The sequence below is a fragment of the Janthinobacterium lyxosi genome (assembly GCF_051380665.1).
Classification (GTDB): Bacteria; Pseudomonadota; Gammaproteobacteria; order Burkholderiales; family Burkholderiaceae_D; genus Janthinobacterium.
This window is the reverse complement of sequence record NZ_JBNYXM010000001.1, coordinates 349,463-375,763: the sequence shown is the minus strand read 5'-3', so window position 1 is coordinate 375,763 and position 26,301 is coordinate 349,463. Positions and strand designations below refer to the sequence as shown.

The 26,301-nt window shown below is 62.0% G+C and carries 24 protein-coding genes; 14 read left to right on the top strand and 10 right to left on the bottom strand.

Annotated elements, in window-relative coordinates:
* Positions 1 to 10 precede the first annotated feature (10 nt).
* From hemN to ccoS, 4 genes are read left to right on the top strand one after another with little or no spacing between them, the layout of a single operon-like run.
* Positions 11 to 1,459 (top strand): oxygen-independent coproporphyrinogen III oxidase, encoded by a 1,449-nt coding sequence (gene hemN / locus ACQ4WP_RS01785; RefSeq protein WP_436518386.1) that lies wholly within the window; start codon positions 11 to 13, stop codon positions 1,457 to 1,459.
* A 9-nt stretch (positions 1,460 to 1,468) separates the two neighbouring features.
* Positions 1,469 to 2,227, top strand: coding sequence for a sulfite exporter TauE/SafE family protein (locus ACQ4WP_RS01780; protein ID WP_436518385.1), 759 nt, complete (start codon positions 1,469 to 1,471; stop codon positions 2,225 to 2,227).
* 22 nt (positions 2,228 to 2,249) lie between these two features.
* A complete protein-coding gene (locus ACQ4WP_RS01775; protein WP_436518384.1) occupies positions 2,250 to 4,688 on the top strand; it encodes a heavy metal translocating P-type ATPase in 2,439 nt (812 codons plus the stop codon).
* Positions 4,689 to 4,691: 3 nt separating this feature from the next.
* On the top strand, positions 4,692 to 4,877 hold the full coding sequence (ccoS, locus tag ACQ4WP_RS01770; protein WP_436518383.1) for a cbb3-type cytochrome oxidase assembly protein CcoS: 186 nt from the start codon (positions 4,692 to 4,694) through the stop codon (positions 4,875 to 4,877).
* A gap of 279 nt (positions 4,878 to 5,156) precedes the next feature.
* On the opposite strand, the gene ACQ4WP_RS01765 is transcribed toward ccoS, so the two are convergent.
* Positions 5,157 to 5,663: a T6SS effector phospholipase Tle3 domain-containing protein gene (locus ACQ4WP_RS01765; protein WP_436518382.1), complete on the bottom strand. Its 507-nt coding sequence runs from the start codon at positions 5,661 to 5,663 to the stop codon at positions 5,157 to 5,159.
* A 5-nt stretch (positions 5,664 to 5,668) separates the two neighbouring features.
* The gene (locus tag ACQ4WP_RS01760) at positions 5,669 to 5,935 is read right to left on the bottom strand and encodes a T6SS effector phospholipase Tle3 domain-containing protein (RefSeq protein WP_436518381.1); all 267 of its coding nucleotides are present in this window, start codon (positions 5,933 to 5,935) and stop codon (positions 5,669 to 5,671) included.
* 246 nt (positions 5,936 to 6,181) lie between these two features.
* On the opposite strand from ACQ4WP_RS01760, the gene ccoN reads away from it, so the two are divergent.
* From ccoN to ACQ4WP_RS01730, 6 genes are read left to right on the top strand one after another with little or no spacing between them, the layout of a single operon-like run.
* Positions 6,182 to 7,609, top strand: coding sequence for a cytochrome-c oxidase, cbb3-type subunit I (gene ccoN / locus ACQ4WP_RS01755; RefSeq protein ID WP_034752511.1), 1,428 nt, complete (start codon positions 6,182 to 6,184; stop codon positions 7,607 to 7,609).
* 15 nt (positions 7,610 to 7,624) lie between these two features.
* Positions 7,625 to 8,239 carry a cytochrome-c oxidase, cbb3-type subunit II gene (gene ccoO / locus ACQ4WP_RS01750; RefSeq protein WP_436518380.1) on the top strand — a complete coding sequence of 205 codons (615 nt, stop codon included), beginning with the start codon at positions 7,625 to 7,627 and terminating at the stop codon, positions 8,237 to 8,239.
* A gap of 1 nt (position 8,240) precedes the next feature.
* On the top strand, positions 8,241 to 8,453 hold the full coding sequence (locus ACQ4WP_RS01745) for a cbb3-type cytochrome oxidase subunit 3 (protein ID WP_436518379.1): 213 nt from the start codon (positions 8,241 to 8,243) through the stop codon (positions 8,451 to 8,453).
* The gene (gene ccoP / locus ACQ4WP_RS01740) at positions 8,446 to 9,366 is read left to right on the top strand and encodes a cytochrome-c oxidase, cbb3-type subunit III (RefSeq protein WP_436518378.1); all 921 of its coding nucleotides are present in this window, start codon (positions 8,446 to 8,448) and stop codon (positions 9,364 to 9,366) included. The genes ACQ4WP_RS01745 and ccoP overlap by 8 nt, the downstream gene beginning before the upstream one ends.
* Positions 9,367 to 9,370: 4 nt before the next feature.
* Entirely contained in the window at positions 9,371 to 10,753 is a 1,383-nt protein-coding gene (gene ccoG, locus ACQ4WP_RS01735) for a cytochrome c oxidase accessory protein CcoG (protein ID WP_436518377.1), read from the top strand.
* A gap of 54 nt (positions 10,754 to 10,807) precedes the next feature.
* The gene (locus tag ACQ4WP_RS01730; RefSeq protein ID WP_436518376.1) at positions 10,808 to 11,332 is read left to right on the top strand and encodes a FixH family protein; all 525 of its coding nucleotides are present in this window, start codon (positions 10,808 to 10,810) and stop codon (positions 11,330 to 11,332) included.
* 3 nt (positions 11,333 to 11,335) lie between these two features.
* Here the strand turns inward: ACQ4WP_RS01730 and fnr are convergent, their stop codons facing one another.
* Positions 11,336 to 12,094 carry a fumarate/nitrate reduction transcriptional regulator Fnr gene (gene fnr / locus ACQ4WP_RS01725; protein ID WP_436518375.1) on the bottom strand — a complete coding sequence of 253 codons (759 nt, stop codon included), beginning with the start codon at positions 12,092 to 12,094 and terminating at the stop codon, positions 11,336 to 11,338.
* Positions 12,095 to 12,333: 239 nt separating this feature from the next.
* Between fnr and ACQ4WP_RS01720 the strand changes: the two genes are divergently transcribed.
* The gene (locus ACQ4WP_RS01720) at positions 12,334 to 15,408 is read left to right on the top strand and encodes a response regulator (RefSeq protein ID WP_436518374.1); all 3,075 of its coding nucleotides are present in this window, start codon (positions 12,334 to 12,336) and stop codon (positions 15,406 to 15,408) included.
* 53 nt (positions 15,409 to 15,461) lie between these two features.
* Here ACQ4WP_RS01720 and ACQ4WP_RS01715 read toward each other — a convergent pair whose 3' ends face one another.
* From ACQ4WP_RS01715 to modA, 4 genes are read right to left on the bottom strand one after another with little or no spacing between them, the layout of a single operon-like run.
* Positions 15,462 to 16,229, bottom strand: a complete 768-nt coding sequence (locus ACQ4WP_RS01715; protein WP_436518406.1) for a TOBE domain-containing protein — start codon at positions 16,227 to 16,229, stop codon at positions 15,462 to 15,464.
* A gap of 40 nt (positions 16,230 to 16,269) precedes the next feature.
* Positions 16,270 to 16,971 carry a sulfate/molybdate ABC transporter ATP-binding protein gene (locus ACQ4WP_RS01710; protein ID WP_436518405.1) on the bottom strand — a complete coding sequence of 234 codons (702 nt, stop codon included), beginning with the start codon at positions 16,969 to 16,971 and terminating at the stop codon, positions 16,270 to 16,272.
* Positions 16,972 to 16,988: 17 nt separating this feature from the next.
* Entirely contained in the window at positions 16,989 to 17,660 is a 672-nt protein-coding gene (gene modB / locus ACQ4WP_RS01705) for a molybdate ABC transporter permease subunit (RefSeq protein WP_077398318.1), read from the bottom strand.
* Positions 17,661 to 17,679: 19 nt separating this feature from the next.
* On the bottom strand, positions 17,680 to 18,438 hold the full coding sequence (modA, locus tag ACQ4WP_RS01700) for a molybdate ABC transporter substrate-binding protein (protein WP_436518373.1): 759 nt from the start codon (positions 18,436 to 18,438) through the stop codon (positions 17,680 to 17,682).
* A gap of 166 nt (positions 18,439 to 18,604) precedes the next feature.
* Here modA and ACQ4WP_RS01695 point away from each other — a divergent pair, with 166 nt between their 5' ends.
* Complete coding sequence (locus ACQ4WP_RS01695) at positions 18,605 to 19,366, top strand: sterol desaturase family protein (RefSeq protein WP_436518372.1); 762 nt, start codon at positions 18,605 to 18,607, stop codon at positions 19,364 to 19,366.
* A gap of 16 nt (positions 19,367 to 19,382) precedes the next feature.
* Here ACQ4WP_RS01695 and ACQ4WP_RS01690 read toward each other — a convergent pair whose 3' ends face one another.
* The 3 genes from ACQ4WP_RS01690 to ACQ4WP_RS01680 all read right to left on the bottom strand — a co-directional run bounded on the left by ACQ4WP_RS01690 (position 19,383) and on the right by ACQ4WP_RS01680 (position 23,997).
* A complete protein-coding gene (locus tag ACQ4WP_RS01690) occupies positions 19,383 to 20,387 on the bottom strand; it encodes a bile acid:sodium symporter family protein (RefSeq protein ID WP_436518371.1) in 1,005 nt (334 codons plus the stop codon).
* Between the two features lie 146 nt (positions 20,388 to 20,533).
* Entirely contained in the window at positions 20,534 to 21,829 is a 1,296-nt protein-coding gene (gene rhaI / locus ACQ4WP_RS01685; RefSeq protein WP_436518370.1) for an L-rhamnose catabolism isomerase, read from the bottom strand.
* A 59-nt stretch (positions 21,830 to 21,888) separates the two neighbouring features.
* Positions 21,889 to 23,997: a bifunctional rhamnulose-1-phosphate aldolase/short-chain dehydrogenase gene (locus ACQ4WP_RS01680; protein WP_436518369.1), complete on the bottom strand. Its 2,109-nt coding sequence runs from the start codon at positions 23,995 to 23,997 to the stop codon at positions 21,889 to 21,891.
* Between the two features lie 329 nt (positions 23,998 to 24,326).
* On the opposite strand from ACQ4WP_RS01680, the gene ACQ4WP_RS01675 reads away from it, so the two are divergent.
* Both ACQ4WP_RS01675 and rhaS read left to right on the top strand, forming a co-directional pair.
* Complete coding sequence (locus tag ACQ4WP_RS01675; protein ID WP_436518368.1) at positions 24,327 to 25,160, top strand: DeoR/GlpR family DNA-binding transcription regulator; 834 nt, start codon at positions 24,327 to 24,329, stop codon at positions 25,158 to 25,160.
* A 73-nt stretch (positions 25,161 to 25,233) separates the two neighbouring features.
* A complete protein-coding gene (gene rhaS / locus ACQ4WP_RS01670; protein ID WP_436518404.1) occupies positions 25,234 to 26,232 on the top strand; it encodes a rhamnose ABC transporter substrate-binding protein in 999 nt (332 codons plus the stop codon).
* Positions 26,233 to 26,301 lie beyond the last annotated feature (69 nt).

The window sequence follows — 26,301 nt, the reverse complement described above, 5'->3', positions numbered from 1 at the left end:
TACACACATCATGCCTACACTACTCAGCAGTGCTTCCGCCGACCTGGACGCCGTCGTCGAATTCGACCCGGTCATCATCGGCAAGATGAGCCAGTCCGGCCCCCGCTACACGTCCTATCCGACCGCCGACCGTTTCCATGCCGACTTCGGCTACGGCAATTTCCTCGAAGCGCTGGCCGCGCTGCGCATGCGCGGCGGCCGCCGTCCGCTGTCGCTGTACGTGCACGTGCCGTTCTGCGACACCCTGTGCTACTACTGCGCCTGCAACAAGATCATCACCAAAGACCGCAGCAAGGCCGCCACCTATCTCAGCTATCTGAAACAGGAAATCGCCATGCAGGGCAAGCTGTTTGCCGGCATGAACCAGATCGAGCAGCTGCATTTCGGCGGCGGCACGCCGACCTACCTGAGCGAGAAGCAGATGGAGGAGCTGATGCTGCATTTGCGCCAGCATTTCGAGTTCGCTTCCGATGAAGACGGCGAGTATTCGATCGAAATCGATCCGCGCACCGTGTCGCGCGAGCGCGTATTTTCGCTGCGCGCGCAAGGTTTCAACCGCATCAGCCTGGGCGTTCAGGATTTCGACGCCGACGTGCAAAAGGCCGTCAACCGCATCCAGCCGGAAGCGGAAACGGTGGCCATCATGCAGGCGGCGCGCGACGCCGGCTTCCGCTCGATCAGCATCGACCTGATCTACGGTTTGCCCAAGCAAAGCCTGGACACGATGACGGAAACCTTGCGCAAGGTCATTTCCGCCAGCCCCGACCGCATCGCTCTGTACCACTACGCGCACATGCCGCACCTGTTCAAGCCGCAGCGCCGCATCCTCGACGCCGACATGCCCGACAGCGCCACCAAGCTGGCGATGCTGGGCCTGTGCATCGCGCGCCTGACGGCCGCCGGCTATGTGTACATCGGCATGGACCATTTCGCCAAGCCGACGGACGACCTGGCCGTGGCGCAGCGCCAGGGCCGTTTGCACCGCAACTTCCAGGGCTACTCGACGCGCGCGGAAGCGGACCTGATCGCCTGCGGCGTGTCGGCCATCAGTTCCGTCGGCGCCGTCTACAGCCAGAATGAAAAGACGCTGGACGCGTATTACGAAAAACTCGACGAAGGCGTGCTGCCGATCGCGCGCGGCATCAAGCTCGACACGGACGATTTATTGCGCCGCATCATCATCCAGATGCTGATGTGCAACTTCGAATTGTCGATCGCCACCATCGAGCAAGCGCACCCCGTGAAGTTCCGCAGCTATTTCGCCGCCGAGCTGGAAAAGCTGCGCGAACTGGCGCGTGACGGCTTGCTCGTCATCGAGGAAGACTGGCTGACGGTGACGCCGAAAGGGCGCTTGCTGATCCGCAATATCTGCATGGTCTTCGACCGCTACCTGACGCAGGCCCGCGCCAACGCGGCGCCGGACACGGTGCAGCCGCTACGCTACTCGAAAACGGTGTAATACCGTCCGATGAATGCCCTGAGCCTCGTGCCCATGTTCATGGTCGGCCTGGCCGGCAGCGTGCACTGCATCGGCATGTGCGGCGGCATCGTCGGCGCGCTGTCGCTGGGCGGTGGCGCAGCTCCCGCGCCCAGCCGTCCCGTGATCGCCATCGCTGTGGCGCGCCCCGCGCTGCAAACGAACGTGCTGCGCATGCTGGCCTACAACGGCGGGCGCATAGTCAGCTACATGCTGGCCGGCGCCCTGGCCGGCAGCCTGGCCGGTGCTGGCATGCTGCACATGGCGTCACTGCAGGTGGCCGGCTACTGGCTGGCCAACCTGATGCTCGTCGCCCTGGGCCTCTACCTGATGGATGCCTGGCGCGGCCTGGCCCACTTGGAAGCGGCCGGCAATGTGGTCTGGCGCCGCGTGCGCCCCCTGTTGAAACCCTTGATGCCGATGGATACGCCATTAAAGGCGCTGGCCGTGGGCGGCCTGTGGGGCTGGGTGCCGTGCGGCATGGTCTACAGCGCCTTGCTGACGGCCATGCTGCAAGGCTCGGCCCTCAACGGCGCGGCCAGCATGGCAGCCTTCGGCCTGGGCACCCTGCCCATGCTGCTGGGCATGGGTTTTCTGGGCACGCGGCTGCGCACGCAGATGCAGCGCCGTCCCGTGCGCATCGCCAGCGGCTTGCTGGTGCTGGGCTTTGGCTTGCTGGGCCTGCTGCGCGCCGCCAACGGCGTGTCGCTGGGCTGGCTCGACGCCCTGTGCGTCACGGGCCATCCATGAAAAGATGCATGAAACCAAACCTATGAATGCTGTTTTAAAACCCTCCGCCTGCTTCCATTGCGGCTTGCCCGTCCCCAGCGGCTCGAGCTGGAACGTCACCATCGACGAGCTGCCCCGCGCCATGTGCTGCCCCGGCTGCGAAGCGGTGGCGCAAACCATCGTCGACATCGGCCAGAGCGCGTACTACCGCGACCGCGACGAATATGCCGTCAACGCGTTTGATGCCACCCTGATGCCGCCCGAACTGCGCCTGTACAGCAATGACGACGCGCAATTCGCGCGCGACGCCAGCAGCTGCGAAGCGACACTGTCCGTCGAAGGCATCCGCTGCGCCGCCTGCGTCTGGCTGATCGAACGCCAGCTGACGCGCCTGCCCGGCGTGCAGGCGGCCAGCCTGAACGTCGCCACCGAGCGCCTGTACGTGCGCTGGAGCCGCGCCGAATGCGAGCCGGGCGACATCCTGCAAGCCGTGCGGCAAGTCGGCTACACGGCCTATCCGTACGACGCCGTGCGCCATGGCGAGCGCCTGCAAAAAGCCAGCAAGACCCTGGGGCGCCAGCTGTTCGTCGCCGGCCTGTCGATGATGCAGGTGATGATGTACGTGGCGCCCGCCTACCTGGCCGAGGATGGCACGCTGGACGACAATATGGCCAGCCTGATGCGCTGGGCCAGCCTGCTGCTGACCTTGCCGGCCATCTGCTATTCGGCCATGCCCTTCTTCCAGGGCGCCTGGGCCAGCCTGCGCGCGCGCACCCTGGGCATGGACGTGCCCGTGGCGCTGGGCATCCTGGCCGCCTTCTTCGGCAGCGTGGTGGCGACCTTTACGGGCCGCGGCGAGGTGTATTACGACTCGGCCACGATGTTCATCTTCCTCTTGCTGTGCAGCCGCTATTTCGAACTGCAGGCGCGCCGCAAGGCCGCCTCGGCGCTGGAGCGCTTGCAGCACGCCTTGCCCGCGTCCGCGTCGCTGATGGCGGGCTTCCCGGACAACCGCACCACCACCCTGGTGCCGGCCGGCAGTCTGGCCGTGGGCGACATCATTTTAGTCAAACCGGGCGAGGCGATCGCCGCCGACAGCGTCATCATCGAGGGCACGAGCGCACTCGATTTATCTCTGCTGACGGGTGAGAGCGCGGCCCAGCGGCGCAAGACGGGGGAACAGGTGCCGGGCGGGGCCATCAACGCCAGTGCCGTCCTGACATTGCGCGTACTGAAACCGGCGCGTGAAAGCACCCTGTCGGACCTGTTAAAACTCATCGAGCGGGCCGGCAGCGGCAAGCCGCAGATCGCGCAGTGGGCCGATAAAGTAGCCGCCTGGTTCGTGCTGGGCCTGCTGCTGTTTGCCGTTGCCGTGTTCGCTTTCTGGAGCTGGCACGATGCGTCGCGGGCTTGGCCCGTGGCCATCGCCGTGCTGGTCGTGTCGTGCCCGTGTGCATTATCCCTGGCCACGCCGACGGCGCTGGCGGCCGCCACCGACAGCCTGCTGCGGCGCGGCGTGCTCATCGTCCAGCCGCATGTGCTGGAAACCCTGCACCGCGCCACGCATATCGTCTTCGACAAGACGGGGACATTGACCCTGGGCCGGCCTGTGCTGCAGCAAATCGAGGGCCTGGGCAACATGACGGAAGATGCTTGCCTGCAACTGGCCGCTGCGCTGGAAGCGGGCAGCGCCCATCCGCTGGCGCAGGCGATCCTGGCCGCCGCCGAAGGGTTGCCAAGACAGCAGGCGCACACGCATGCGGAACAATTGCAGGAAGTGCAGGGCCAGGGACTCGAAGGCGTGATCAATGGCGTGCGCTACCGTTTGGGCAACGCGGCCTTTGTCGCCGCCATCGCCGGGCCGCCGCTGGGCGACACGGCCATCGGCATGCAGGGCATGACGCCACTGTACCTGGGCACGCAGGGGCACTGGCTCACGCGCTTTTTGCTCAGCGATGCGCTGCGCCCGGAAGCGCGCGAAGTGGTCGATTATTTCCACCGGCGCGGCAAGCAAGTCGTGTTGCTGAGCGGCGACCAGGAAGCGCTGACGCAAAGCGTGGCGGCGCAGCTGGGCATCGCCACGGCCTGCGGCGAATGCCTGCCCGATGAAAAGCTCGATTTCGTGCAGCAATTGCAGGCGACGGGCGCCGTCGTGGCGATGGTCGGCGACGGCATCAACGACGCCGCCGTGCTGAGCGCGGCCGACGTCTCGTTCGCCATGGGTTCCGGCGCCGCACTGGCGCAGGCGCATGCGGACACGGTGCTGCTCTCGAGCCAATTGGTTTCCGTGCTCGACACGGCGAAAACGGCCGCGCGCAGCATGCGCATCATCCGCGAAAACCTGGGCTGGGCTACCCTGTACAATCTGACGGCCATCCCGGCCGCCGCGCTGGGTTTCCTGAACCCCTGGCTGTCCGGCGTCGGCATGGCTGCCAGCTCGGCGGTCGTCATCGCCAACGCCCTGCGCCTGCGGAAAGCCTGAACCATGGAAGCACTCTACCTCCTCATCCCCTTAAGCGTCGTGGTCGTCTTCATCGCCCTGTGGGTGTATTTCACCGCCTCGGACAGCGGCCAGTTCGACGACCTCGTCGGACCGGGCCTGCGCGTGCTGCAGGACGACGATACGGCGCCGCCCGAAGCGGCAGCCCCTCCGGCCACTCAACGCGAATAGCCTTGCGAGCCCGGCCGCGCATCGAAGCGCCGGCCCCACCACGGTAAAAACACGGTGTTGCCGCCACGTGCGCGAAACCACGGCTGCTCGTGGTCAACGGGCCGCACGACTGCCGGCGGCGCCACATCAACAATAGTCGTTTCATCAGCAATCCTTCTTCAAGAGAAACATCGACTGGCGGTATCTGCAAGACAGACCAAAGTGCAATACCAGACGCAAGACTGAAAACAAATATGCTCCAGCCCAGCCGGCACGGTAAGGTAGCAATCAATTTGCGCATCAGGATGTCTCCGGGCGCTTGTACACGCGCTCATCCACAATTTCAGAAGGCATGCTTCCCGTGCTGCCACTGCTACTCACCCAATCCAGCAAGGGCAGTTCCTTGAACGTTCCCGTCAAAAAATACTCACGAAAAATTTTCAATGGCAGCATTTCATTACCAGTAATTAAAAGACGCCAATCTGCCGCGATGCGCAGTTGTAGCATGCGGTCGTTGACGGGATTCAGATGCTCGATATGGATGAACAGGAAGAGGGCGTCCGACAAGCCCTCGCCCCACAGATCCGGCAGGGAGGAACAGCCATTGGCGAACGGGCCGCCGCCCCAGTAAGCGTGTTCGTTCAGGTAGACCGAATCGCCATACGCCTGCAACTCCTTGTCGCTGGCCGTGTAGCCCCGGCGAAACTGGATCACGGGCGAGAAATGCGCTTGCGGCCCGATGAAGGTGCTGGCCGTATAGTCGGGATCGACATAGCCGTCATCGCTCAGTTCGCTCCGATAGCCCACCGGCGTCAGTTGCCGCCCTGCACCGTAGCATGCGCCATGTGCTCGTCACAACGCTTCATGCGCGTGTTCAGGCCGGCGCATAGGCCTGCTTCGGCCGCGCGGTACCACTCGCCGTCGGAATTGACGCCATGCACGAAGATGACGATGCCCGGCGACGGCGCCTGCACCAGGCAAGCGAGCTTGCCGTGATCGAACAGGGTCGTGCCCTCGGCCTTGCCGACGACCAGGTCCACCTGGGCATCAAACGGGTCGCGGCGTTCCGGGTCTTCCATGGCGGGCCTTGGACTTGTCTGGACAAGTCACTCTAAGCCATTGCCTCCACGCACGTTTTAAGCCATGTCAAGCCAGCTGTTGCAGGGATCTTGCATGGCTTTTTTTACCCAAATCACCATTTATTTCGATGTCAGTTAGCTACTCTTATTTCATCCGGGGAATTTTGATCCACATCAAAGTTTTTTAGCGGTCAAACACTTACTCTCTGGCCACCATCATAAATAGTAATTCCAGGGAGAGTCTTTGTGGATCAATCGCTGAACTATAACTACAAGATCGTGAAGCAATTCGCGGTCGCTACTGTGGTATGGGGCATCATCGGCATGCTGGTTGGCGTTATCATCGCCGCTCAGTTGGCCTGGCCTGCCCTGAACCTCGACATACCATGGCTGACATACGGACGTTTGCGTCCGCTGCACACGAATGCGGTGATTTTCGCCTTCGGCATCTGCGGCCTGTTCGCTACCTCGTACTACGTTGTACAACGCACCTGCCAGGTGCGCCTGTTTTCCGACAAACTGGCCGCCTTCACGTTCTGGGGCTGGCAAGCGGTGATCCTGTGCGCCGTCGTCACCCTGCCCATGGGCATGACGCGCGGCAAGGAATACGCCGAACTGGAATGGCCTATCGCCATTCTCATCGCCGTCGTCTGGATCGCTTACGCCATCGTGTTCTTCGGCACCTTGATCAAGCGCAAGGTCAAGCACATCTACGTGGCCAACTGGTTCTTCGGCGCCTACATCCTGGCCGTGACGATTTTGCACGTGGTCAATGGCGCCGTCATGCCAGCCTCGTTCACCAAATCGTATTCCGCCTATGCGGGCGTGCAGGACGCCATGATCCAGTGGTGGTACGGCCATAACGCGGTGGGTTTCATCCTGACCGCCGGCTACCTGGGCATGGTCTACTACTTCATCCCGAAACAGGCCGAGCGCCCCGTGTACTCGTACCGCCTGTCCATCGTCCACTTCTGGGCGCTGATCTTCACCTACATGTGGGCCGGCCCGCATCACCTGCACTACACGGCATTGCCTGACTGGACGCAATCGATCGGCATGGTCTTCTCGCTGGTCCTGCTGGCACCAAGCTGGGGCGGCATGATCAACGGCATCATGACCCTGTCGGGCGCCTGGCACAAGCTGCGCACCGATCCGATCCTGAAATTCATGATCGTCTCGCTGTCGTTCTACGGCATCGCCACCTTCGAAGGTCCGATGATGTCGATCAAGACCATCAACTCGCTGTCGCACTACACCGACTGGACCGTTGCCCACGTGCATGCGGGCGCCCTGGGCTGGGTGGGCTTCATCACCATGGGTTCGATCTACTATCTGCTGCCACGCCTGGCGGGCCGCACGCAGATGCACAGCACGCGCCTGGTCGACGTGCACTTCTGGGTGGCCACCATCGGCATCGTGCTGTACATCGCGGCAATGTGGATCGCCGGCGTGATGCAGGGCTTGATGTGGCGCGCGGTCAATCCGGACGGCACCCTGACCTACACCTTTGTCGAAAGCGTGAAAGCAACGTATCCGTACTACGTGGTGCGCGTGGCCGGTGGCCTGCTGTACCTGTCGGGTATGTGCATCATGGGCTACAACACCTGGATGACCTTGCGCGGCAGCAAACTCCCCGTCGCCCGCATTCCGGAACTGAACGCGGCGCACGCCTGATAGGAGCAAAAGCAAATGAAATTTTCACATGCATGGATTGAGAGAAACCCCTGGCTGCTGATCGCCCTGGTCACGGTAGTGATCAGCATCGGCGGCGCCGTCGAGATCATCCCCCTGTTCTTCCAGAAGAGCACGACGGAACCGGTCGCCGGCCTGAAGCCGTATTCGCCGCTGCGCCTGGCGGGCCGCGACATTTACGTGCGCGAAGGCTGCTACAACTGCCACTCGCAGATGGTACGTCCGCTGCGCGCGGAAACGGAACGCTATGGCCACTATTCGGTCGCTGGTGAGTTCGTCTACGACCGTCCGTTCCAGTGGGGTTCCAAGCGCACGGGGCCGGACCTGGCCCGCGTGGGCGCCCGCTACAGCGATGAATGGCACCGCACGCACTTGAACAACCCGCGCGACGTGGTGCCCGAGTCGAATATGCCGGGCTACCCATGGCTGGCGACGACCAAGCTGGTGCCTGACGACATCATGCCGAAGATGCGCGCCCTGAAACGCCTGGGACAGCCGTACAGCGATGCGGAAATCGCCGCCGGCCCGGCGCAGCTGCAGGACAAGACGGAAGAAGACGCCCTGGTCGCCTATCTGCAAGGCCTCGGTACATTAATCAAAACAAGGAATTAGCATGGCAATCGAAAACCTGTTTGACAGCGCCAGCAGCGTCATGACGGTGGTTTCCTTTACGACGTTCGTAGGCATCCTGTGGTGGACTTTCAGCCGCAGCAATAGCGACTTCGACGCGGCGGCGCACCTGCCGTTCGACGACGAGGCGCTCGACTATCCGGCGGCGCCGGTATCCATGCCTGCGCCGGCACAAGGGGAGCGCAACCATGGCTGATTTTACGAGTGGCTTCTGGAATATCTACATCATCGTGCTGTCCCTGCTGGGCATCATCGGCTGCGGCGTGCTGCTGTACTCGCAGTCGAAAATCAAAGTGGTCGACGGCGCGCCTGCCGACGGCACCACGGGCCACGTCTGGGACGAGGACTTGAAGGAACTCAATACGCCGATGCCGCGCTGGTGGATGTGGTTGTTCTACATCACTATCGTCTTCTCGCTGGCGTATCTGTTCCTGTACCCGGGCCTGGGCAACTATGCCGGCAGCCTGGGCTGGAAATCGACGGGCCAGTACGAGGAAGAGCTGAAGAAGGCGGAAGCCGACTACGGTCCCCTGTTCAACAAGTACCTGAGCCAGGACTTGAAGACGGTGGCAGCCGATCCGCAGGCACTGGCCATCGGCCAGCGTTTGTTCCTGACCTACTGCGCGCAATGCCACGGTTCGGATGCGCGCGGCAACAAGGGCTTCCCCAACCTGACCGACAAGGACTGGCTGTATGGCGGCGAACCTGACGTCATCAAGACCACCATCCTGCACGGCCGCAATGGGCAGATGCCACCGATGGGCGCCGCCCTGGGCTCCGAAAAGGATGTCGAGAACGTGGCCCATTATGTGCTGAGCCTGTCCGGTTCCACCTCGGACCCTGTCAAGTCGGTGCTGGGCAAGGCCAAGTTCGGCGCCTGCATGGCCTGTCACGGTGCCGATGCGAAGGGCAACCCGATGCTGGGTTCGCCGAACCTGACGGACAAGATCTGGCTGTATGGTGGCAGTGCCGATACCATCATGGAAACCGTACGCAAGGGACGCAGCAACACCATGCCGGCCTTCAGCGATTTCCTCGGCGAGTCCAAGGTGCACGTGCTGTCGGCCTATGTCTGGAGCCTGTCGAATCCCCAGACGCCCGTGAAATGACGTAATGGAACCTCAAGTCATCAAGATGTATGCGGCCCGCGAGCAAATCTACCCTCGCGAGGCCAAAGGACGCTACGCTACCTGGCGATGGGTATGCGTATGGCTTACCCAGCTGGCGTTCTACGGCTTGCCGTGGTTGACCTGGAATGGCAGGCAAGCCCTGCTGTTCGATTTGACCACGCGCAAGTTCTACATTTTCGGCGTCGTGCTGTGGCCCCAGGATTTCATCTATCTGGCGGCCCTGCTGATCATCTGTGCGTATTTGTTGTTCCTCGTCACGGCCATTGCCGGACGGGTGTGGTGCGGGTTCTCTTGCCCGCAAACGGTATACACGGAAATCTTCCTGTGGGTCGAACGCCGCATCGAAGGCACGCGCAGCGCGCGCATGGCCCTCGACAAGCAGGGCCCCTCCGTGCGCAAGGCCTTCAAGAAAACGGCCAAGCACCTGGTATGGGGCGCCATCGCCCTGTGGACGGGCTTTACCTTTGTCGGCTATTTCACGCCGATCAAGGAACTGGCGCAGGCGGTGACCACCTTGAATTTCGGTCCCTGGGAATGGTTCTGGGTCTTGTTCTACAGCCTGGCAACCTACGGCAACGCGGGCTGGCTGCGCGAGCAGGTGTGCAAATACATGTGCCCCTACGCGCGCTTCCAGAGCGCCATGTTTGACCAGGACACCCTGATCATCACTTACGATGCCAAGCGCGGCGAACCGCGTGGCGCCATGAGCAAGAAGGCCGGCAACAACGACAAGCTCGGCGATTGCATCGACTGTACCTTGTGCGTGCAGGTATGTCCGACCGGTATCGATATCCGCAACGGCCTGCAGTATGAATGCATCGGCTGCGCCGCCTGCGTCGATGCCTGCAACAGCGTGATGGACAAGGTCGAGCGGCCGCGCGGCCTGATACGCTACAGTACCGACCATGCGATGGAAAACAACTTCAATTCGAAGCAGATCCGCCAGCGCGCCATGCGCCCGCGCGTGCTGATCTACACTTCCATCCTGGGCCTGATCATCATCGCCGTGTGTACCTCGCTGGCCCTGCGCACGCCCCTGAAAATGGACGTCATCCGCGACCGCGGTTCGATGGGACGCGAAGTGGAAGACGGCATGATCGAAAACGTCTACCGCCTGCAGATCATGAACACCTCGGAGCAAAGCCAGCATTTTAAAATCAGCGTCTCCGGCTTGCCGGGCCTGACCTTGCTGACGCGCGAAGAAGTGATGTTGCAGCCGACGGAAACGCTGGGCTGGCCGATCCGCCTGCGCGTGCCGCACGGCGTGGGAGAGAAGGGCTCGAACAAGATTGCGATCGAATTGCAATCGCTGGACGACCCATCGCTGCATGTGCGTGAAAGCGCGGTATTCATCGTGCCGCGCTAATGCAGGAAGGCCAGTCCCCGGATGGGGAGTGGCCGATTAAACAGGAGAAATATCATGTCCGACAGTCTCAAGCTGCAAGCACCCGTTGCACCGTGGTACAAGCATCGCTGGCCATGGCTGCTGATGATCGGCCCCGGCCTGTCCGTCGTCGTCGGCAGCTTCATGGGCTATATCGCGTTTACGCAGCCCGATGCGCTGGTGGTGGGCGACTATTACAAGCAGGGCAAGGCGATCAACCAGGATTTGAAGCGCGACACGATCGCCAGCAACCTGGCGATGGATACCAGCTTGTCGTATGACGTGGCGCAAGCGCGCCTCAGTGGTTCCGTGCATAGCTTCGGCAAGGCTTACCAGGGTCCGCTGCAGCTGCATCTGGCGCATGCGACCTTGCCGGAAAAGGATATCAAGCTGCTGGTGCAGCCCGATGCGGCCGGCAACTTCTCGGTAGCGCTGCCGATGCTCGAGCGCAGCCGCTGGCAAGTGCTGGTGGAAAACGACAAACGCGAGTGGCGCCTGTCCGGCATCTGGACCTGGCCGCTGCAACGCAGCATCGCGCTGCATGCGGACGCAGAACTGTAAAGCTTATTTACAGACGTCGGTACCGGCCGTAATGGCTTTCAACTTGGCCGGCTGCAAGATCTCGATCTCGCGGTTGGAGACGCGCAGCCAGCCTTCCTTCTTGAATTTCGACAATAAACGGCTGACGCTCTCGATGGTCAGCCCCAGGTAGTTGCCGATTTCCTCGCGCGACATGCGCAGCTGAAATTTGCTGGCCGAATAGCCGCGCGCTTCATAGCGCGAGGCCAGGTTGACGATAAAGGCGGCAAAACGCTGGGTCGCCTGCATATTGCCCAGCAACAGCATCACGCTTTGCTCGCGCGTGATTTCCTGGCTCATCATGCGGTGGAAATGGCGCAACAGGGTCGGCATGTTGCCGAGCAATTGTTCCAGGCTGGAAAACGGAATTTCACAGACTTCGCTGTCTTCCAGCGCCACCGCATTACAGTGGTGACGGTCGGCGCTGATGGCGTCCATGCCCAGCAGTTCGCCGGCCATCTGGAAACCCGTCACCTGCTCTTCGCCGCCCGGATTGATCTGGTACGTCTTGAAGTGCCCCAGGCGGATCGCGTACAGGTTCTGGAACGAGTCGCCGATGCGGAACAGCGAGGCGCCGCGCACGATCTTGCGGCGGCGGCCGATGATCTGGTCCAGCCTGTCCATGTCGCCCACATCGAGGCCCATCGGCAGGCACAATTGATGCATGCTGCAGGTCGAGCATCGCGCACGCAACGCTTCCACGTTCACTGTGGGCAAGGTGGGAGTGAGTAGCGCTTCAGTCATGTCGGTACCTTTAAGAAAATGCAATAACGAGTTTACTGCATACACGGTTGCCGTGTGCCAATTTCACCGCAATTGCGCTGAATAAACGACGTTCTGACTTTAATTATATGGCAACATCGTCAAAAGCCCATGCGGGGAAGGCAATTTGCGCGGCGCCGCTTGCCAAGTTGATGTATTGATAGGAAAATTCCTGACAGCATTATCTGCCGCCTGTGCCGCCCGGTACTGAAAAGGAAATCATGAAGCCTCTCGGCATTAAAGCAAAAGTCGCGCTGGCCACCAGCCTGACCTCGATCGCCATGATCGCGCTGGTCACCATGATCCAGGTGCAGCACATGCGCGCCGACTTCACCCGAGTACTGCTGAGCCAGCAATCGTCCCTGATCACCCGCACCGCTGCCGAGCTCGACGACAAACTGGGCATGCTGCTGCAGATCGTCACGCTGACGGCCAGGCAGCAGCCGCCGGAATTGATCACCCAGCCCGCCCAATTGCGCGAATACTATGCGCGCCGCTCGATGCTGGTGCTGTTCGACGATGTGCTGGTGCTCGACGCGCAAGGCGCCGTCGTGGCCGACATGCCCCTCGTCACGGGACGCGCTGGCATCAACGTTGCCGAACGCGAATATTTCCAGACCGTCTTGCGCACGCGCCAGCCCATGATCACCGAGCCGATGCTGGGCAAATCGAGCGGCATGCCCATCGTGCAGATGGTGGCGCCCGTGCTGGCCGCCAATGGCCAGGTGGTGGGCGTGGTGATCGGCGTGCTGCGCCTGTACAAGGATAACCTGCTGGGCCGCCTGCGCTCGGAAAAGATCGGCAAGAGCGGCTATTACTTCATCCTCACGCGCGGCGCCGTGCCGCGCTACGTGCTGCACCCCGATACCAGCCGTTTGCTGCAGCCGCGCAAGCCGAACGCCAACCTGACGACCACCCAGTTGCTGAAGGAAGATGGCGAAGGCAGCATGGTCAGCACCAACAGCCGCGGCATCACGGCCGTCAACAGCTTCAAGCGTCTGAAGTCCGTGAACTGGCTGCTGGCCGCCTCGCTGCCCGTCGAAGATGCCTTCGAACCGTTCGATGGCGTACTCTACCGGCTGGTACTGTGGAGCATCCTCGCTTCGCTGCTGGCTGCAGCCGTGCTGGGCTGGGTCACCGTGCGCCTGCTGTCGCCGCTGGTGCGCCTGCGCGACACCCTGCTGGCCCTGCACACCAGCGGCAACCGCTTCACCCCCGTGCCGGTGCAGCAGCGCGACGAAATCGGCGAACTGACGGAAGCGTTCAACGGCCTGATGAGCGAACGCGACCGCCTGCAGCAGGAGCTCGAATCGCGCGCGGCAGAGCTGGAGCAGGAGCGCGACCGGGCCGAGGCGGCCAACCGGGCGAAGAGCGACTTCGTGGCCAACATGAGCCATGAAATCCGCACCCCCCTGAATGCCGTGCTGGGCATGGTGTATCTGCTGGGCAATACCAGGCTCGACACGGAACAGCGCAAGTATCTGACCATGGTGCGCGTGGCGGGCCAGTCGCTGCTGGGCATCCTCAACGACGTGCTCGATTATTCGAAGATCGAGGCGCGCCGCATGGAATTGTCGCCCGTCGAATTCGACCTCGATGAAGTGATGAATACCCTGGCCACGACGATGACCATGAATGCGGGCGAAAAGGAGCTGGAACTGGCCATCGCCGTCGAGCCCGACGTGCCGCGGCGCCTGGTAGGCGACGCCCAGCGCCTGCAGCAAATCCTCGTCAACCTGGCCGGCAATGCCATCAAGTTCACCGAGAGCGGCGAAGTGGTAGTGGCCGTCAGCCTGGCCGAGAGCGAAAACGGGCGCGCCTGGCTGCGCTTCGAAGTGCGCGACACGGGCATCGGCATGACGGAGCAGCAGCAGCAGCAGCTGTTTTCCGCATTTTCACAGGGCGACCAGAGCATCACGCGGCGCTTCGGCGGCACGGGCCTGGGCCTGGCCATCAGCAAGCAGCTGATCCACATGATGGGCGGCGACATCGCCGTCACCAGCAGCGAAGGCAAGGGCAGCCGCTTCTGGTTCAGCGTGCCATTCGACATGCTGGCGCAGCCGGCCGAAACGCGGCGCATGCCGGCCCTGGGCCAGTTGCGCCTGCTGGTGGCCGACGATAACCGCACCACGCGCGAACTGATCGTCAAGCTGATCGAGGCGTGGGGCTGGCTGGCCGACGAAGTGGACTCCGGCTTTGCCGCCATCGAACTGTACCGCGAACGCCTGGCGCAGCAGCAGCCCTACGACGTGGTGCTGGCAGACTGGCACATGCCCGTCATGGACGGCCTGGCCACGGCCAAGGCCATCCGCCAGGCGGCCACCGGCCAACGCCAGCCCATCGTGGTGATGGTCAACGCCTTCGCGCGCAACCACCTGGAGGAAATCTCCAGCGCCGCCGAGGCCGATGTCGTGCTGATGAAGCCGATCACGGGATCGAGCCTGTTCGATGCCCTGCACCAGGCGCTGATCACCAAGAACGGCGGCGGCGAGCAGCGCATCCTGCACCAGACGCTGGGCACGGAGCTGGCCGGCGTGCACTTCCTGCTGGTGGAAGACAATCATTTGAACCAGGCCGTGGCGCGCGGCATCCTCGAGCACATGGGCGCTACCCTGGACGTGGTGGGCGACGGCTTGCAGGCCGTGGAACGGCTGCGCACGGAGGCACTGCGCTACGACATCGTGCTGATGGACATGCAGATGCCCGTCATGGATGGCTTCAGCGCCACCCACATCCTCCGCACGGAACTGCGTCTGAACCTGCCCGTGATCGCCATGACGGCCGGCGTGCTGGCGTCCGAGCGCGAACGCTGCATGACGGCCGGCATCAGCGATTTCATCGCCAAGCCCGTGGTGGTGGAAGAGATGATGGAAGTCATCCTGCGCCACCTGCCCAAGCGCCCGCAAATGCAGACGACCGAGCCGGCACCCGTTGCCGATGAAGAAGTGTTTTCCATGGCGCCGCTGATGCGCGTGATGGGGCGCGATGCAAAGGGGCGCGGCGTGCTGCGGCGCATGGTGGAAGACGCGCTGAACAAGGGCATGTCGCCCGTGCGCGACGCCGAAACCGCGTTGCAGGCGGGCCGCCACAGCGACGTGGCGCGCATCCTGCACGGCGTGCGCGGTTCAGTGGGTACCCTGGGCACGAAGCGCCTGATCCGCGCCGCGTTTGCCACCGAGGAAGCCATCGATGCGGGCCGCCTGGACGAGGTGCCGGCGCTGCTGGCGCACACGGCGCAGGAACTGGAGCTGGTGCTGGCGGCGGCAGCGGATTGGTTGTCGCGGTTGAAGGATTAGGCCTGCAACGTAAAGCTGGGGTCAGACCCCGGAACTTTGCTCAGCGTCGCCGTTTACGCCGGTACGCCCAGGATCACGCTGGACGCCTTGAAAATCGCCGTCACATTGCTGCCGATCTCGATGCCCAGGTCGGTGCTGCTCTGGTTCGTGATGATGGCGGCTATGGTGCCGCCACGCGGCAAGTCCAGCACCACTTCGGTGTTGACAGCGCCCGTCTGCACGCGCGTCACAAGCCCGGCCAATTGGTTGCGCGCGGAAAAGCGCGCCCCTTCGCTGTCCGCCACGAGGATGATCGACGAGGCCTTGATCAGTGCGAACGCTTCCGCGCCCGGCACCAGGCCCAGGCTTTCGCTGCTGCCCTGCGTGACGATGGCCACGATGTGCTGGCCGCCTGGCAATGCCAGGGTGACTTCGTCGTTGACGGCGCCCTGTTTCAGTTCGGCAACTTTGCCCAGGAATTGATTGCGTGCCGTGGTTTTCATGGCCATTCTCCGTATGAGTAAAAGATCGTCGGCGATGCCTTCCGCCTGGCTGCCCAGCTGGCGCAGGTAGCGGGCATGCTCGCGCTCGATGATACGGAAATTGTCGACCAGCTGGCGCCCCCGTGGGGTCAACCGCGTGCCGCCGCCGCCCTTGCCGCCCGTCAAGCGCTCGACCAGCGGCTCGCCAGCCAGGTTGTTCATGGCGTCGATGGCGTCCCAGGCCGCCTTGTAGCTCATCTTGACGAGTTTGGCCGCCTGCGTGATGGAGCCGCATTCGGCGATGGCGCCCAGCAATTCCACGCGGCCGACGCCGCCCAGGTGCTCGCCGCCCACCGTCATCCATACCGAGCCTTGCAGGCCAATTTCCGCTGCCGCTGATTTATCCAATGCGTTCACCCAATGCCCTATTTTCTTCCATGCTGTCAATTTGTCCGTCGCGCAAGTACAGCACATGCTCGCCCAGGATGCGCGCATCTTCCGGATCATGTGTGATCAGGATCATGGGCACGTCCAGGCGCTGCTGCCACTGGCTCAGTTCCAGACGCATTTTGACACGCAGGGCCGGATCGAGGGCGGCAAACGGCTCGTCGAGCAGCAGCGCGGCCGGCTCGGCCACGAGCGCCCTCGCCAGCGCCACCCTTTGGCGCTGGCCACCGGACAACTCGTCGGGGAACTGGTGCGCCAGTTCCTGCAAATGAAACGCGTCCAGCCAATGCTCGACTTTCTGCAATTTTTCGCGCGCGCGCGGATTGAACCAGCCGCGGCTCAGACCAAAGCCCACGTTCTGGCGCACCGTCAGGTGCGGGAACAGCGCGTAGTCCTGGAACAGGTAGGCCACGTTGCGCTGCTGCGGCGGCAGGTTGATGCCGGCGGCGGAATCGAACAGGGTACGGCCATTCAGGCGGATATGGCCCGCGTCCGGTGTAAACAGTCCGGCAATGGCTTTCAGGGTCATGCTCTTGCCGGCGCCGGACGGGCCATACATGGCGATGCGCTGACTGCTTGAGGTGCATTGCACGTGCAGGTCGAAGCGGCGTTTGCCGGAGCGCAAGGTGGCGCGGAGGTCGAGGTCGAGTTGCATAGGCGTCATCATCAGCGTCATTTGTGAGCGATGCGCCCGGGCGCCAGGCGGCCAGCCGACAGCAGCACCACGATGCACACGGCAGAGGTGATCAGCACGAGGGTGTTGGCGACGTCGTCCTGGCCTGCCTGCACGGCTTCATACACGGCCACCGACAAGGTCTGCGTCTTGCCGGGAATGCTGCCGGCCACCATCAGGGTGGCGCCAAACTCGCCCAGCGCGCGCACAAAGCCCAGCAGTACGCCGGCCAGGATGCCGCGCCAGGCCAGCGGCAAGGTCACGCGGAAGAAAATCGCCATTTCCGAGATGCCCAGCACGCGGGCCGCCTGCTCCAGTTGCCCGTCGACCGCCTCGAAGGCGGCGCGCGCCGGCTTGAAGACAAGGGGAAAGGCGACCACCGTGGACGCGATCACGGCGCCCTGCCAGGTGAAGATGAGATTGATGCCGAAGTTGTCTTGCAGCCAGATGCCCAGCGTGCCGCGCCGGCCCAATAACACCAGCAGGTAATAGCCGAGCACGGTGGGCGGCATCACCATCGGCAAGGTCAGCAGGGCGTCGAGCAGCTCGCGCCCGGGAAAACGCGTGCGCGCCAGCAGATAGCCCGTGCCGATGCCGAGCAGCAAATTGAGCGCCGTGGCCCACGCCGCTACTTTGAGCGACAGGGCCAGCGCGGTCCAGGCGATATCCATGCAGGTGCTTACCTAAAGATCAGGGCTTTTTAAAACCATACTTGGCAAGGATGGCTTGCGCCGGCGCCGTCTGCAGGTAGCTGACGAAGCGCTTCGCTTCGGCGGCATTGCTGCTGTCCTTGATAGTGGCGATCGGGTACAGCACGGGCGCCTCCAGCGGCACGTCCAGCACGACGTTGACTTTATCCTTCATGATGGCCGCGTCGGTGGCGTAGACAAAGCCCGCATCGACTTCGCCGCGCGCCACATAGTCGAGCGACTGGCGCACGTTCTGCGTGCCGATGGCTTTAGCTTGCACGGCGTCCCACAGCTTCGCCTTTTTCAGCGCGCCTTCCGAATAACGGCCGACGGGCACGCTGGCCGGGTTGGCGATGGCCACGCGGGTCACGCCCTTGTGCGTCAGGTCGCTCAAGCTCTTGATGCCCAGCTTGCTATCGTGCGGCACGATCAGCACCAGGCTGTTGCTGACGAAGTCCATGCGGTCGGCCGGCAGCACCAGGCCCTGCTTTTGCGCCGCATCCATGGTTTCCTGGTCAGCCGAGGCAAACACGTCCACGGGCGCACCCTTGACGATCTGCTGCAGCAGCACGCCCGAAGCAGCGAAGTTCAAGGACACCTTGCTGCCCGGATACTGTGCCTCGTAGCTTTGCGCCGCATCCTTGAACGCATTCGTCAGGCTGGCCGCGGCCGATACCACCACTTCGCCGGCAAAGGCGGACGAGGCGGCAGTGGCGAGCAGGGCGGCGCTGAGAAGTTTGGCGAGGGAGGTGAGGCGCATGATCGTATCCTTGTAAAGTGAACGGTGAACAAGGACCGTAATATACACTTATATATAGCGTTCTGCCATTGCATGGGTCAAGTGAACTCCAATGACATTTGACATGCGCGGATAGTCGGACTATTTTTAAAATAGAAAAATATCAACTTCCTTCAAGGGGGAAACGATGGGATACGAGGTACTGCTTGGCCCCTTGCTGCTGCTGACGGTAATTCTTCTGGCATTACACGTCGAGAAACGGCATCCCCTGGAGGAACAGCCTTCGGGTACCTCACGCTTCAATCTTGCTTATATGTTCATTTATGCTGCCAGTGGCGCGATGCTTGCGCCGCTTACGGCAATCGTGACTGTGCAACTTGTCAATGCAGCCGGCGGCGGCCTCATCGATCTCAATGTGTCGGGATGGATGCTGGCGCCCGCCTTCATCCTGTATGCCCTTACCATGGATTTTCTTGAATACGCCTTTCATCGCGCTCAACACCGCGTACCCGCCCTGTGGGCCATGCATTCCTTCCATCATAGCGATACGGCCATGAATGCCTCCACAACGACCAGGCACTACTGGGCCGAATCGGGCGTCAAGGCAATCAGCATCTATCTGCTTGCCGGCATCTTGTTCAAGACAAACATGGTGTTTCTGGCAATATACGGCGTCATGGGCTTCTACCATGTTTTCCCGCATATGAATGTGCGAATCGGCTTTGGCCGTTACTGGATGTTGTTGAATTCACCGCAGTACCATCGCATTCATCACTCTGTGCAAGCTGAGCATTTCAACTGTAATTTCGCCAGCCTCTTCCCGGTCTTCGACTGGCTGTGTGTTACTCACCATATTCCCCCTGCGGGAGAATATCCACCGACGGGTTTGGACACGGGCAAGGCGCCGAGGAGTTTGATTGATGCGGTGATTTGGCCAGTGCGAGCATGACCGGCCAATCCATTATTTATGTGCGAACCACCTGCGCCTCGTCACGCCTTGCATATTTTTGCGCGATCACGGCGCAGATCATCAATTGAATCTGGTGAAACAGCATCAGCGGCAAAATCACCATGCCCAGCGAGCGCGTGGAAAACAGCACCTTGGCCATCGGCACGCCGCTGGCCAGGCTTTTCTTCGAGGCGCAAAAGACGATGGCGATTTCATCTTCCTTGTTGAAACCCAGGCGGCGGCTGACAAAGGTGGAGATGCCCAGCACCAGCACCAGCAGCAGCAGGCTGATCAGGCCCAGCGCGACCAGGGTTTCCACCGAGATGGTATGCCACAGGCCTTCGCTGACGGCTTCGCTGAAGGCCGTGTAGACCACCAGCAAAATCGAGCCCTGGTCGACGTATTTCAAGGTGGCTTTATGGCGGTCGACCCAGCGGCCGATCCAGCGGCGCAGAAACTGGCCGGCCAGAAAGGGCAGCAGCAGCTGCATGACGATGGAGAGCACCGCGTCCACCGACGACTTGCTTTCCGCGCCCTTGGCCACCAGCAAGCCCACCAGGATGGGGGCGAGGAAAATGCCGATGAAGTTCGAGGCCGAGGCGCTGCAGATGGCGGCAGGTACATTGCCGCGCGCCATGGCTGTCATGGCGATCGACGATTGCACTGTGGACGGCAGGGCGCACAGGAACAAAATGCCCATGTACAGGTCGGGCGTCAGGAACGTCAGCGCCAGCGGACGCAGGGCCAGGCCCAGCAGCGGGAACAGGACAAAGGTGCTGGCCAGCACCAGCAAGTGCAGCCGCCAGTGCATGGCACCGGCCACCACGGCTTCGCGCGACAGCTTGGCACCGTGCAAGAAAAACAGGGCGCCAATGGCCACGGTGGTGATGTTGCCGAAAACTACGGCCGTCGTGCCCGTACAGGGCAGGAACGTGGCCAGCGCCACGGTGATGAGCAGGGCCACGGTAAAACTATCGGGTTTCAGATTGCGCAGCAGGGCGGCGGGAGAGAAAGAAGACATGCGGTAGCCTGGTAGCGGCGCAGCCTTGCAACAGAATGCTGTGCCGGGGATGACAAAAAGCGCCGGGAGCGGCGCCAGTACTGGCTATTCTACCTGCTTCCAGGCACCTTGCCTGGAAGCAGCATTGCTCCTCTTGCTAGCTCGCCTTACACGATGCCGCTGCTGCTGGCGCCCGCCTTAGGGGGCCGCGCCACGCCGCGTTGCTCCCGATAGCCACTGCTGCGGTAGCAGGCGACCGGATCGATGGCGGCGCCCGAGCGCAGGCGCGCCATGGCCAGGATGGCGCTCACGTCCGTGCGGAAGGCCTGTTTCAGGGCTTGCGCCGACGCATGCACGTCGTTGCTTTCCTGCAGATGGCGCAAGCCGGCGCGGTCGACCAGGGCCGACTGGATGAATGCGCGCTGCACTTCCACGGCGCTGCTCATCAGGCTTTCGATCGGGTCGGTGACATTGTGCGACTGGTCGAGCATGTAGGCGGGATTGAACGCCGATCCTTCCCGCTCGGCCGCATCGGCCAGTTCGTTGAACACCAGGAACAGCTGGAAGGGATTGATGCTGCCCGAATCGAGGTCGTCGTCGCCATACTTGCTGTCGTTGAAATGGAAGCCGCCGAGCTTGCCGAACTGCGCCAGGCGCGCGACGATCATTTCAATATTCGTGTTCGGCGCGTGGTGACCCAGGTCGACCAGGCATTTGGCTTTCGGTCCCAGAGCGGTGGCGCAGGCAAAACTGGTGCCCCAGTCGGCAATCGTGGTGGCATAAAAGGCCGGCTCGAACAGTTTATGCTCGATAAAGATATTCCAGTCGGCGGGCAGGGCGCCGTAGATGTCGCGCATGCTGTCCAGATAACGCTCCAGCGCGCCGCGCAGATTGTGCTGGCCCGGAAAGTTGGCGCCGTCGCCGACCCATACGGTCAGCGCTTTCGAGCCCAGCGCATGGCCCAGTTCGATGCACTCGATATTGTGCTCAACCGCCTGCGCGCGCACGCTGGCGCCTTGCGAGGTCAGACTGCCGTGCTTGTAGGTATGCGCCTGGCCAAGCTGGTCCTGGAAGGTATTCGAGTTGACGGCGTCGAAGCTCAAGCCATGGCCTTCGGCGATTTCGCGCAGGGCGGCCGTGTCGCTGACCTTGTCCCAGGGGAAATGCAGCGAGACGGCAGGCGTGGCCTGCGTCAGCTGATTGATCACGGCGCAGTCTTCCAGTTTTTCAAAGACATTGCGCGGCTCGCCAAGGCCAGGGAAACGGGCAAAGCGCGTGCCGCCCGTGCCGGCACCCCAGCTCGGTACGGCCACGGCAAAGGTCTGCGCCAGCCCCGTCAGTTTTTCAATATCCTGGCCGCGCCGTTCCAGCACGCCAGCCAGCGCCGCATAGTCGGCGTCCAGATTCGCTTTCAGTTTGGCATTGTGTTCTGCCACCAGGCCTTCGTTGATCATGCTGCTCATGTTCTGTCTCCTTGTACGCAGCGCGGCGCGATGGCCGGCTGTTTTTTTATAGGACTTGATTATCGTGTAAAGGCGGCGGCATTGCCGGCATCCACATTGATGATATTTCCGGTGCTCTTGGCCGCTTTTTCGCTGGACAGGAAATACACGGCTTCGGCGATGTCTTCCGGCAGTACGCTGCGTTTCAACAGGCTGCGCTGGCGGTAGAATTCCTCGATATCGTCCGAGCCGATCTTGTTCGAGGCGGCCCGCTCTTCCTTCCACTTGCCATCCCAGATGCGCGAGCCACGGATCACGGCGTCGGGGTTGACGACATTGACGCGGATGCCGTGCGGCGCGCCTTCCAGCGCCAGGCAGCGCGCCAGGTGGATCTCGGCCGCCTTGGCGGTGCAATAGGCCGAGGCGCCACCGGAGGCGACCAGGCCATTCTTGCTGGCCACATACACCATGCTGCCACCGAGCTGCTGCTGCTTCATGATGCGGAAGGCGGCGCGGCTCACAAGAAAGTAGCCGGTCACCAGGATGGACTGGTTGCGCTCCCACATTTCCAGGGTCGTGTCTTCCACCGGTGCGGACGACGCGATGCCGGCGTTCGATACCAGCAGGTCGACGCCGCCAAAGCGCAGCGCGGCCGCGTTCAGGATGGATTCGACTTCATGCTCGGCCGTGATATTGGCGCGCACCGTGGCAATATTGTCGCGGCCCGCCACTTTCAACAAGTTCTGCTCGGCTTCTTCCAGCGCACCGCCATCGATATCGGTCAGCATCACGCACGCGCCTTCCTGCAGCAGCTGGCGCGCCACGGCCTGGCCAATGCCGCCAGCGCCGCCCGTCACCAGCGCGATGCGTCCGGCCAGGCTTTTCGGTTTCGGCATGCGCTGCAGCTTGGCTTCCTCGAGCAGCCAGTATTCGATATCGAAGGCTTCCTGCTCCGGCAAGCCCACATAGGTGTCGACGCCATTGGCGCCGCGCATTACGTTGATGGCGTTGACATAGAACTCGCCGGCAATGCGCGCCGTCGCCTTGTCCTTGGCGAACGACAGCATGCCCACCCCAGGGATCAGATAAATGATCGGATTGGCGTCGCGCACGGCTGGGCTGTTGCCGTGCTTGCAGCGCATATAGTAGGCGATGTAGTCGGCACGGTAGGTGGCCAGTGCATCGTCAAGGCCCGCCACCAGCTTGTCGAAATCGGGATTGCCTGGATCAAAATCGATCACGAAGGGGCGGATCTTGGTGCGCAAAAAGTGATCGGGGCAGGAAGTGCCGAGCGCGGCCAGCGGCAGCAGATCATTGCTGCAAACAAAATCGAGCACGTTGGCGCTGTCGTCAAAGTGGCCCAGCTTGTATTCGTCCTGACTGATCTTGCCGCGCAGCAAGGGCATCAGACGCTGCGCCAAGGCCGCGCGTTCCGGCGCTGGCAGTGGCGTGGTCCTGGCGCCGCCAAACGCGGGCTGCCGGGTATTGGCGGCCAGCCAGTCTTCGGCGCGCTTGATGATGGCCAACGTCACTTCATAGCAGGACTTGGCCGTATCACCCCAGGTAAACAAGCCGTGGCCTTCGAGGATGATGCCTTTCAGATGCGGTTGCGACTGCGACAGCGCTTCGAGTTTCAGCCCCAGGTCGTAGCCGGGGCGTTGCCATGGCAGCCAGCCCAGTTCGCCTTCGAAAATCTTTTGCGTGAGCGTCTTGCTGTTGGCGCAAGCGGCAACAGCAATCACGGCGTCCGGGTGCATATGGTCGACATGCTTACGCGCGATATAGGCATGCAAGGGAGTATCGATACTGGCCGCGCGCGGGTTCAGGTTGAAAGTGCAGTGGGGCAAATAGGCCACCATCTCGTCTTCCAGCGCCAGGCCACGGTAGCGGCCTTTCAAGGCGTTCAGCTTGTCCATGTAGAGGGTGGAAAAGCCGTCGAGCTTGATGCTGCCCAGGTCGCCGCCGGAGCCTTTGACCCACAGCACTTCGGCTTGTTCGCCCGTCAGCGGATCGCTCATAGTGATCTTGGCCGAGGTATTGCCGCCGCCAAAATTGGTGATGCGCATGTCCGAACCGAGCAGGTTCGAGCGGTACAGCAGCAGCTCCGGTTCGCTCAAGGTTGTGGCGTGCGCGTCATCCCACAGCGAAGTCATGGGCGCAGGCGTGTTGGTATCCATCGTGGCGGTCATACAGTGTCTCCATTATTGGTTATGTGTGCCCATTGCCATGACCGCATCTGTGTGCGGAGCAGCTGGCGGCAGCAGCACTCAGTAGAAGTCAGGCGCCCGATCATGTCAATCAACAAGCAATCAAAATGGTGAGAGAAATGCAAATAATCATCATGTTGATCGAAGTGATGATCAGCCATTTGCGCGATGGGCAAATAATCACGATGTTGATTGATTGATTGTTGACATGCACTGCTCAACTGCTTAGGCTGGCTCACCGATACAGAAGTCGTCCCTGCGCTGTGCAGCCTATGCGGCAGCACGCAGGAGAGGGCTCAAGAGGAGACAACGTGATCAATCACAAACGCCGCAAAGGGCTGTTGAAGTTACTCGCCGAGCATACCGTGGCGAGCGTCGACCAGTTGGTCGGCTGGCTCAGTTCGTCGCCAGCCACCGTACGGCGCGATATCGCCTGGCTGGCCGAGCGCAATCTGCTGGTACGCACCCGTGGCGGCGCGGAAAGCCTGCCGCAAAAAAAACAGCGTACCTTTGCGCTGTCGGGCGAGACATTCCAGAACAACATCGACCGCTGCGCGGCGCAAAAACGCGCGATTGCCCGCCATGCCTGCGGCCTGTGCGCCGACGGCGACACCATCATCATCAATGGTGGCACCACCACCTACCGCATGGTGGAATTTTTGGTCGACAAGCGCCTGAAAATCCTCACCAACTCCTTCATGATGGCCGAGCGCCTCTTGATGACCAGCGAGAATGAAATCATCCTGCCAGGCGGCACGGTGTACCGCGAGCAAAACGTCATCCTGAGTCCATTCGACAACGATATCAGCCAGCACCATTACGCCAGCAAGATGTTCATGGGCGTGTACGGCCTGTCGATGCTGGGCCTGATGGAAGCGGACCCGATGCTGATCCAGGCCGAAAAGCGCTTGATCAGCCAGGCCGAAGAACTGATCGTGCTGGCCGACAGCAGCAAGTTCGCCAGGAAGGCCGGCCTGATCCTGTGCGGCCTGAACCGCGTGTCCTGCGTCATCACGGATACGGGCGCGTCCGACGCGGCGGTGCAGATGCTGGAGCAATCGGGCGTAAAGGTGCTGGCCGTGGCGCCCGAGCGCGCGCCGGAACCGGCCTTGCTGCAGGCGGAAAGTGAATGGCAGGGCCAATAAAAACCAATAACAAGATGGCCGGGGACATGGTGTCTACCGCCACATCAATAGTAAAAGGAGACGTGGCATGAAAATGAAAAAAATGATGGTGGCGGTCTTGAGCACCTGCATGATGGCGTGCCTGGCCACCGGTGCCCAGGCGGCTGAAAAAATGAAGATCGCCATGGTCGTGAAAAACCTCGGCAACGGCTTTTTTGACGCCGCCCATGAAGGCGCGAACGAGGCGGCCAAGCAGCTGGGCGACGTGGAAATCATCTACACGGGCCCGACCACAGCCACCGCCGAAGGCCAGATCGAAATCATCAGTTCCCTGATCAGCCAGAAGGTCAAGGCCATCGTCATTTCCGCCAACGACGCCAATGCGCTGGTGCCGATCACCAAAAAAGCCATGCAGCGCGGCATCAAGGTCATTTCCTTCGACAGCGGCGTGGCCAAGGATGGCCGCTTGCTGCAACTGAACCCATCGAGCCCGTCCCTGATCGGCCAGAAACAGATCGAAATGGCATCCGACGCCATCGGCGGTGCCGGTGAAGTCGCCATCCTGTCGGCCACGGCGCAAGCGACCAACCAGAATATCTGGATCGGCGAAATGAAAAAAACGCTGGCCCAGCCCGCGTACTCGAAAATCAAGCTGGTGTCGACCGTGTATGGCGACGACCAGTCCGACAAAAGCTACCGGGAAGCGATTGGCCTCTTGCGCAGCAACCCGAATCTGAAAGCCATCATCGCCCCGACCACGGTCGGCATCAATGCAGCCGGCAAGGCCGTCGTCGATGAAAAACTGGTCGGCAAAGTGTATGTGACGGGCCTGGGTCTGCCATCGGAAATGGCCGGCCACGTGAAAAGCGGTGCCGTGAAAAGCTTTGCGATCTGGAATCCGATCGACCTGGGCTACGCTGCCACCTACGCCGCGCACCAGTTCGTCATCGGCAAGGCGACGGGCAAAGCCGGTGAGTCGATCGCCGTGGGCCGCATGGGCAAGCTGACGGTCGACGCGGCCGGCGAAGCGGCGCTGGCGCCACCGTTCACCTATGACAAGGATAACGTCGAAAAGTTCTCGAAGATTTTCTAAGCGGTATTTGCAGCTCATGTCGGGTTATGGCCTTTGGCCTGACCCGACCTACGAATCTCTACTTGTGTG

What these genes read in the sequence shown, in the direction of transcription:
- hemN (WP_436518386.1), top strand. Translation starts at nt 11, where the DNA reads ATGCCTACACTACTCAGCAGTGCTTCCGCCGACCTGGACGCCGTCGTC.
- ACQ4WP_RS01780 (WP_436518385.1), top strand. Translation starts at nt 1,469, where the DNA reads ATGAATGCCCTGAGCCTCGTGCCCATGTTCATGGTCGGCCTGGCCGGC.
- ACQ4WP_RS01775 (WP_436518384.1), top strand. Translation starts at nt 2,250, where the DNA reads ATGAATGCTGTTTTAAAACCCTCCGCCTGCTTCCATTGCGGCTTGCCC.
- ccoS (WP_436518383.1), top strand. Translation starts at nt 4,692, where the DNA reads ATGGAAGCACTCTACCTCCTCATCCCCTTAAGCGTCGTGGTCGTCTTC.
- ACQ4WP_RS01760 (WP_436518381.1), bottom strand. Translation starts at nt 5,935, where the DNA reads ATGGAAGACCCGGAACGCCGCGACCCGTTTGATGCCCAGGTGGACCTG.
- ccoO (WP_436518380.1), top strand. Translation starts at nt 7,625, where the DNA reads ATGAAATTTTCACATGCATGGATTGAGAGAAACCCCTGGCTGCTGATC.
- ACQ4WP_RS01745 (WP_436518379.1), top strand. Translation starts at nt 8,241, where the DNA reads ATGGCAATCGAAAACCTGTTTGACAGCGCCAGCAGCGTCATGACGGTG.
- ccoP (WP_436518378.1), top strand. Translation starts at nt 8,446, where the DNA reads ATGGCTGATTTTACGAGTGGCTTCTGGAATATCTACATCATCGTGCTG.
- ccoG (WP_436518377.1), top strand. Translation starts at nt 9,371, where the DNA reads ATGGAACCTCAAGTCATCAAGATGTATGCGGCCCGCGAGCAAATCTAC.
- ACQ4WP_RS01730 (WP_436518376.1), top strand. Translation starts at nt 10,808, where the DNA reads ATGTCCGACAGTCTCAAGCTGCAAGCACCCGTTGCACCGTGGTACAAG.
- fnr (WP_436518375.1), bottom strand. Translation starts at nt 12,094, where the DNA reads ATGACTGAAGCGCTACTCACTCCCACCTTGCCCACAGTGAACGTGGAA.
- ACQ4WP_RS01720 (WP_436518374.1), top strand. Translation starts at nt 12,334, where the DNA reads ATGAAGCCTCTCGGCATTAAAGCAAAAGTCGCGCTGGCCACCAGCCTG.
- ACQ4WP_RS01715 (WP_436518406.1), bottom strand. Translation starts at nt 16,229, where the DNA reads ATGACGGTGGGCGGCGAGCACCTGGGCGGCGTCGGCCGCGTGGAATTG.
- ACQ4WP_RS01710 (WP_436518405.1), bottom strand. Translation starts at nt 16,971, where the DNA reads ATGCAACTCGACCTCGACCTCCGCGCCACCTTGCGCTCCGGCAAACGC.
- modB (WP_077398318.1), bottom strand. Translation starts at nt 17,660, where the DNA reads ATGGATATCGCCTGGACCGCGCTGGCCCTGTCGCTCAAAGTAGCGGCG.
- modA (WP_436518373.1), bottom strand. Translation starts at nt 18,438, where the DNA reads ATGCGCCTCACCTCCCTCGCCAAACTTCTCAGCGCCGCCCTGCTCGCC.
- ACQ4WP_RS01695 (WP_436518372.1), top strand. Translation starts at nt 18,605, where the DNA reads ATGGGATACGAGGTACTGCTTGGCCCCTTGCTGCTGCTGACGGTAATT.
- ACQ4WP_RS01690 (WP_436518371.1), bottom strand. Translation starts at nt 20,387, where the DNA reads ATGTCTTCTTTCTCTCCCGCCGCCCTGCTGCGCAATCTGAAACCCGAT.
- rhaI (WP_436518370.1), bottom strand. Translation starts at nt 21,829, where the DNA reads ATGAGCAGCATGATCAACGAAGGCCTGGTGGCAGAACACAATGCCAAA.
- ACQ4WP_RS01680 (WP_436518369.1), bottom strand. Translation starts at nt 23,997, where the DNA reads ATGACCGCCACGATGGATACCAACACGCCTGCGCCCATGACTTCGCTG.
- rhaS (WP_436518404.1), top strand. Translation starts at nt 25,234, where the DNA reads ATGAAAAAAATGATGGTGGCGGTCTTGAGCACCTGCATGATGGCGTGC.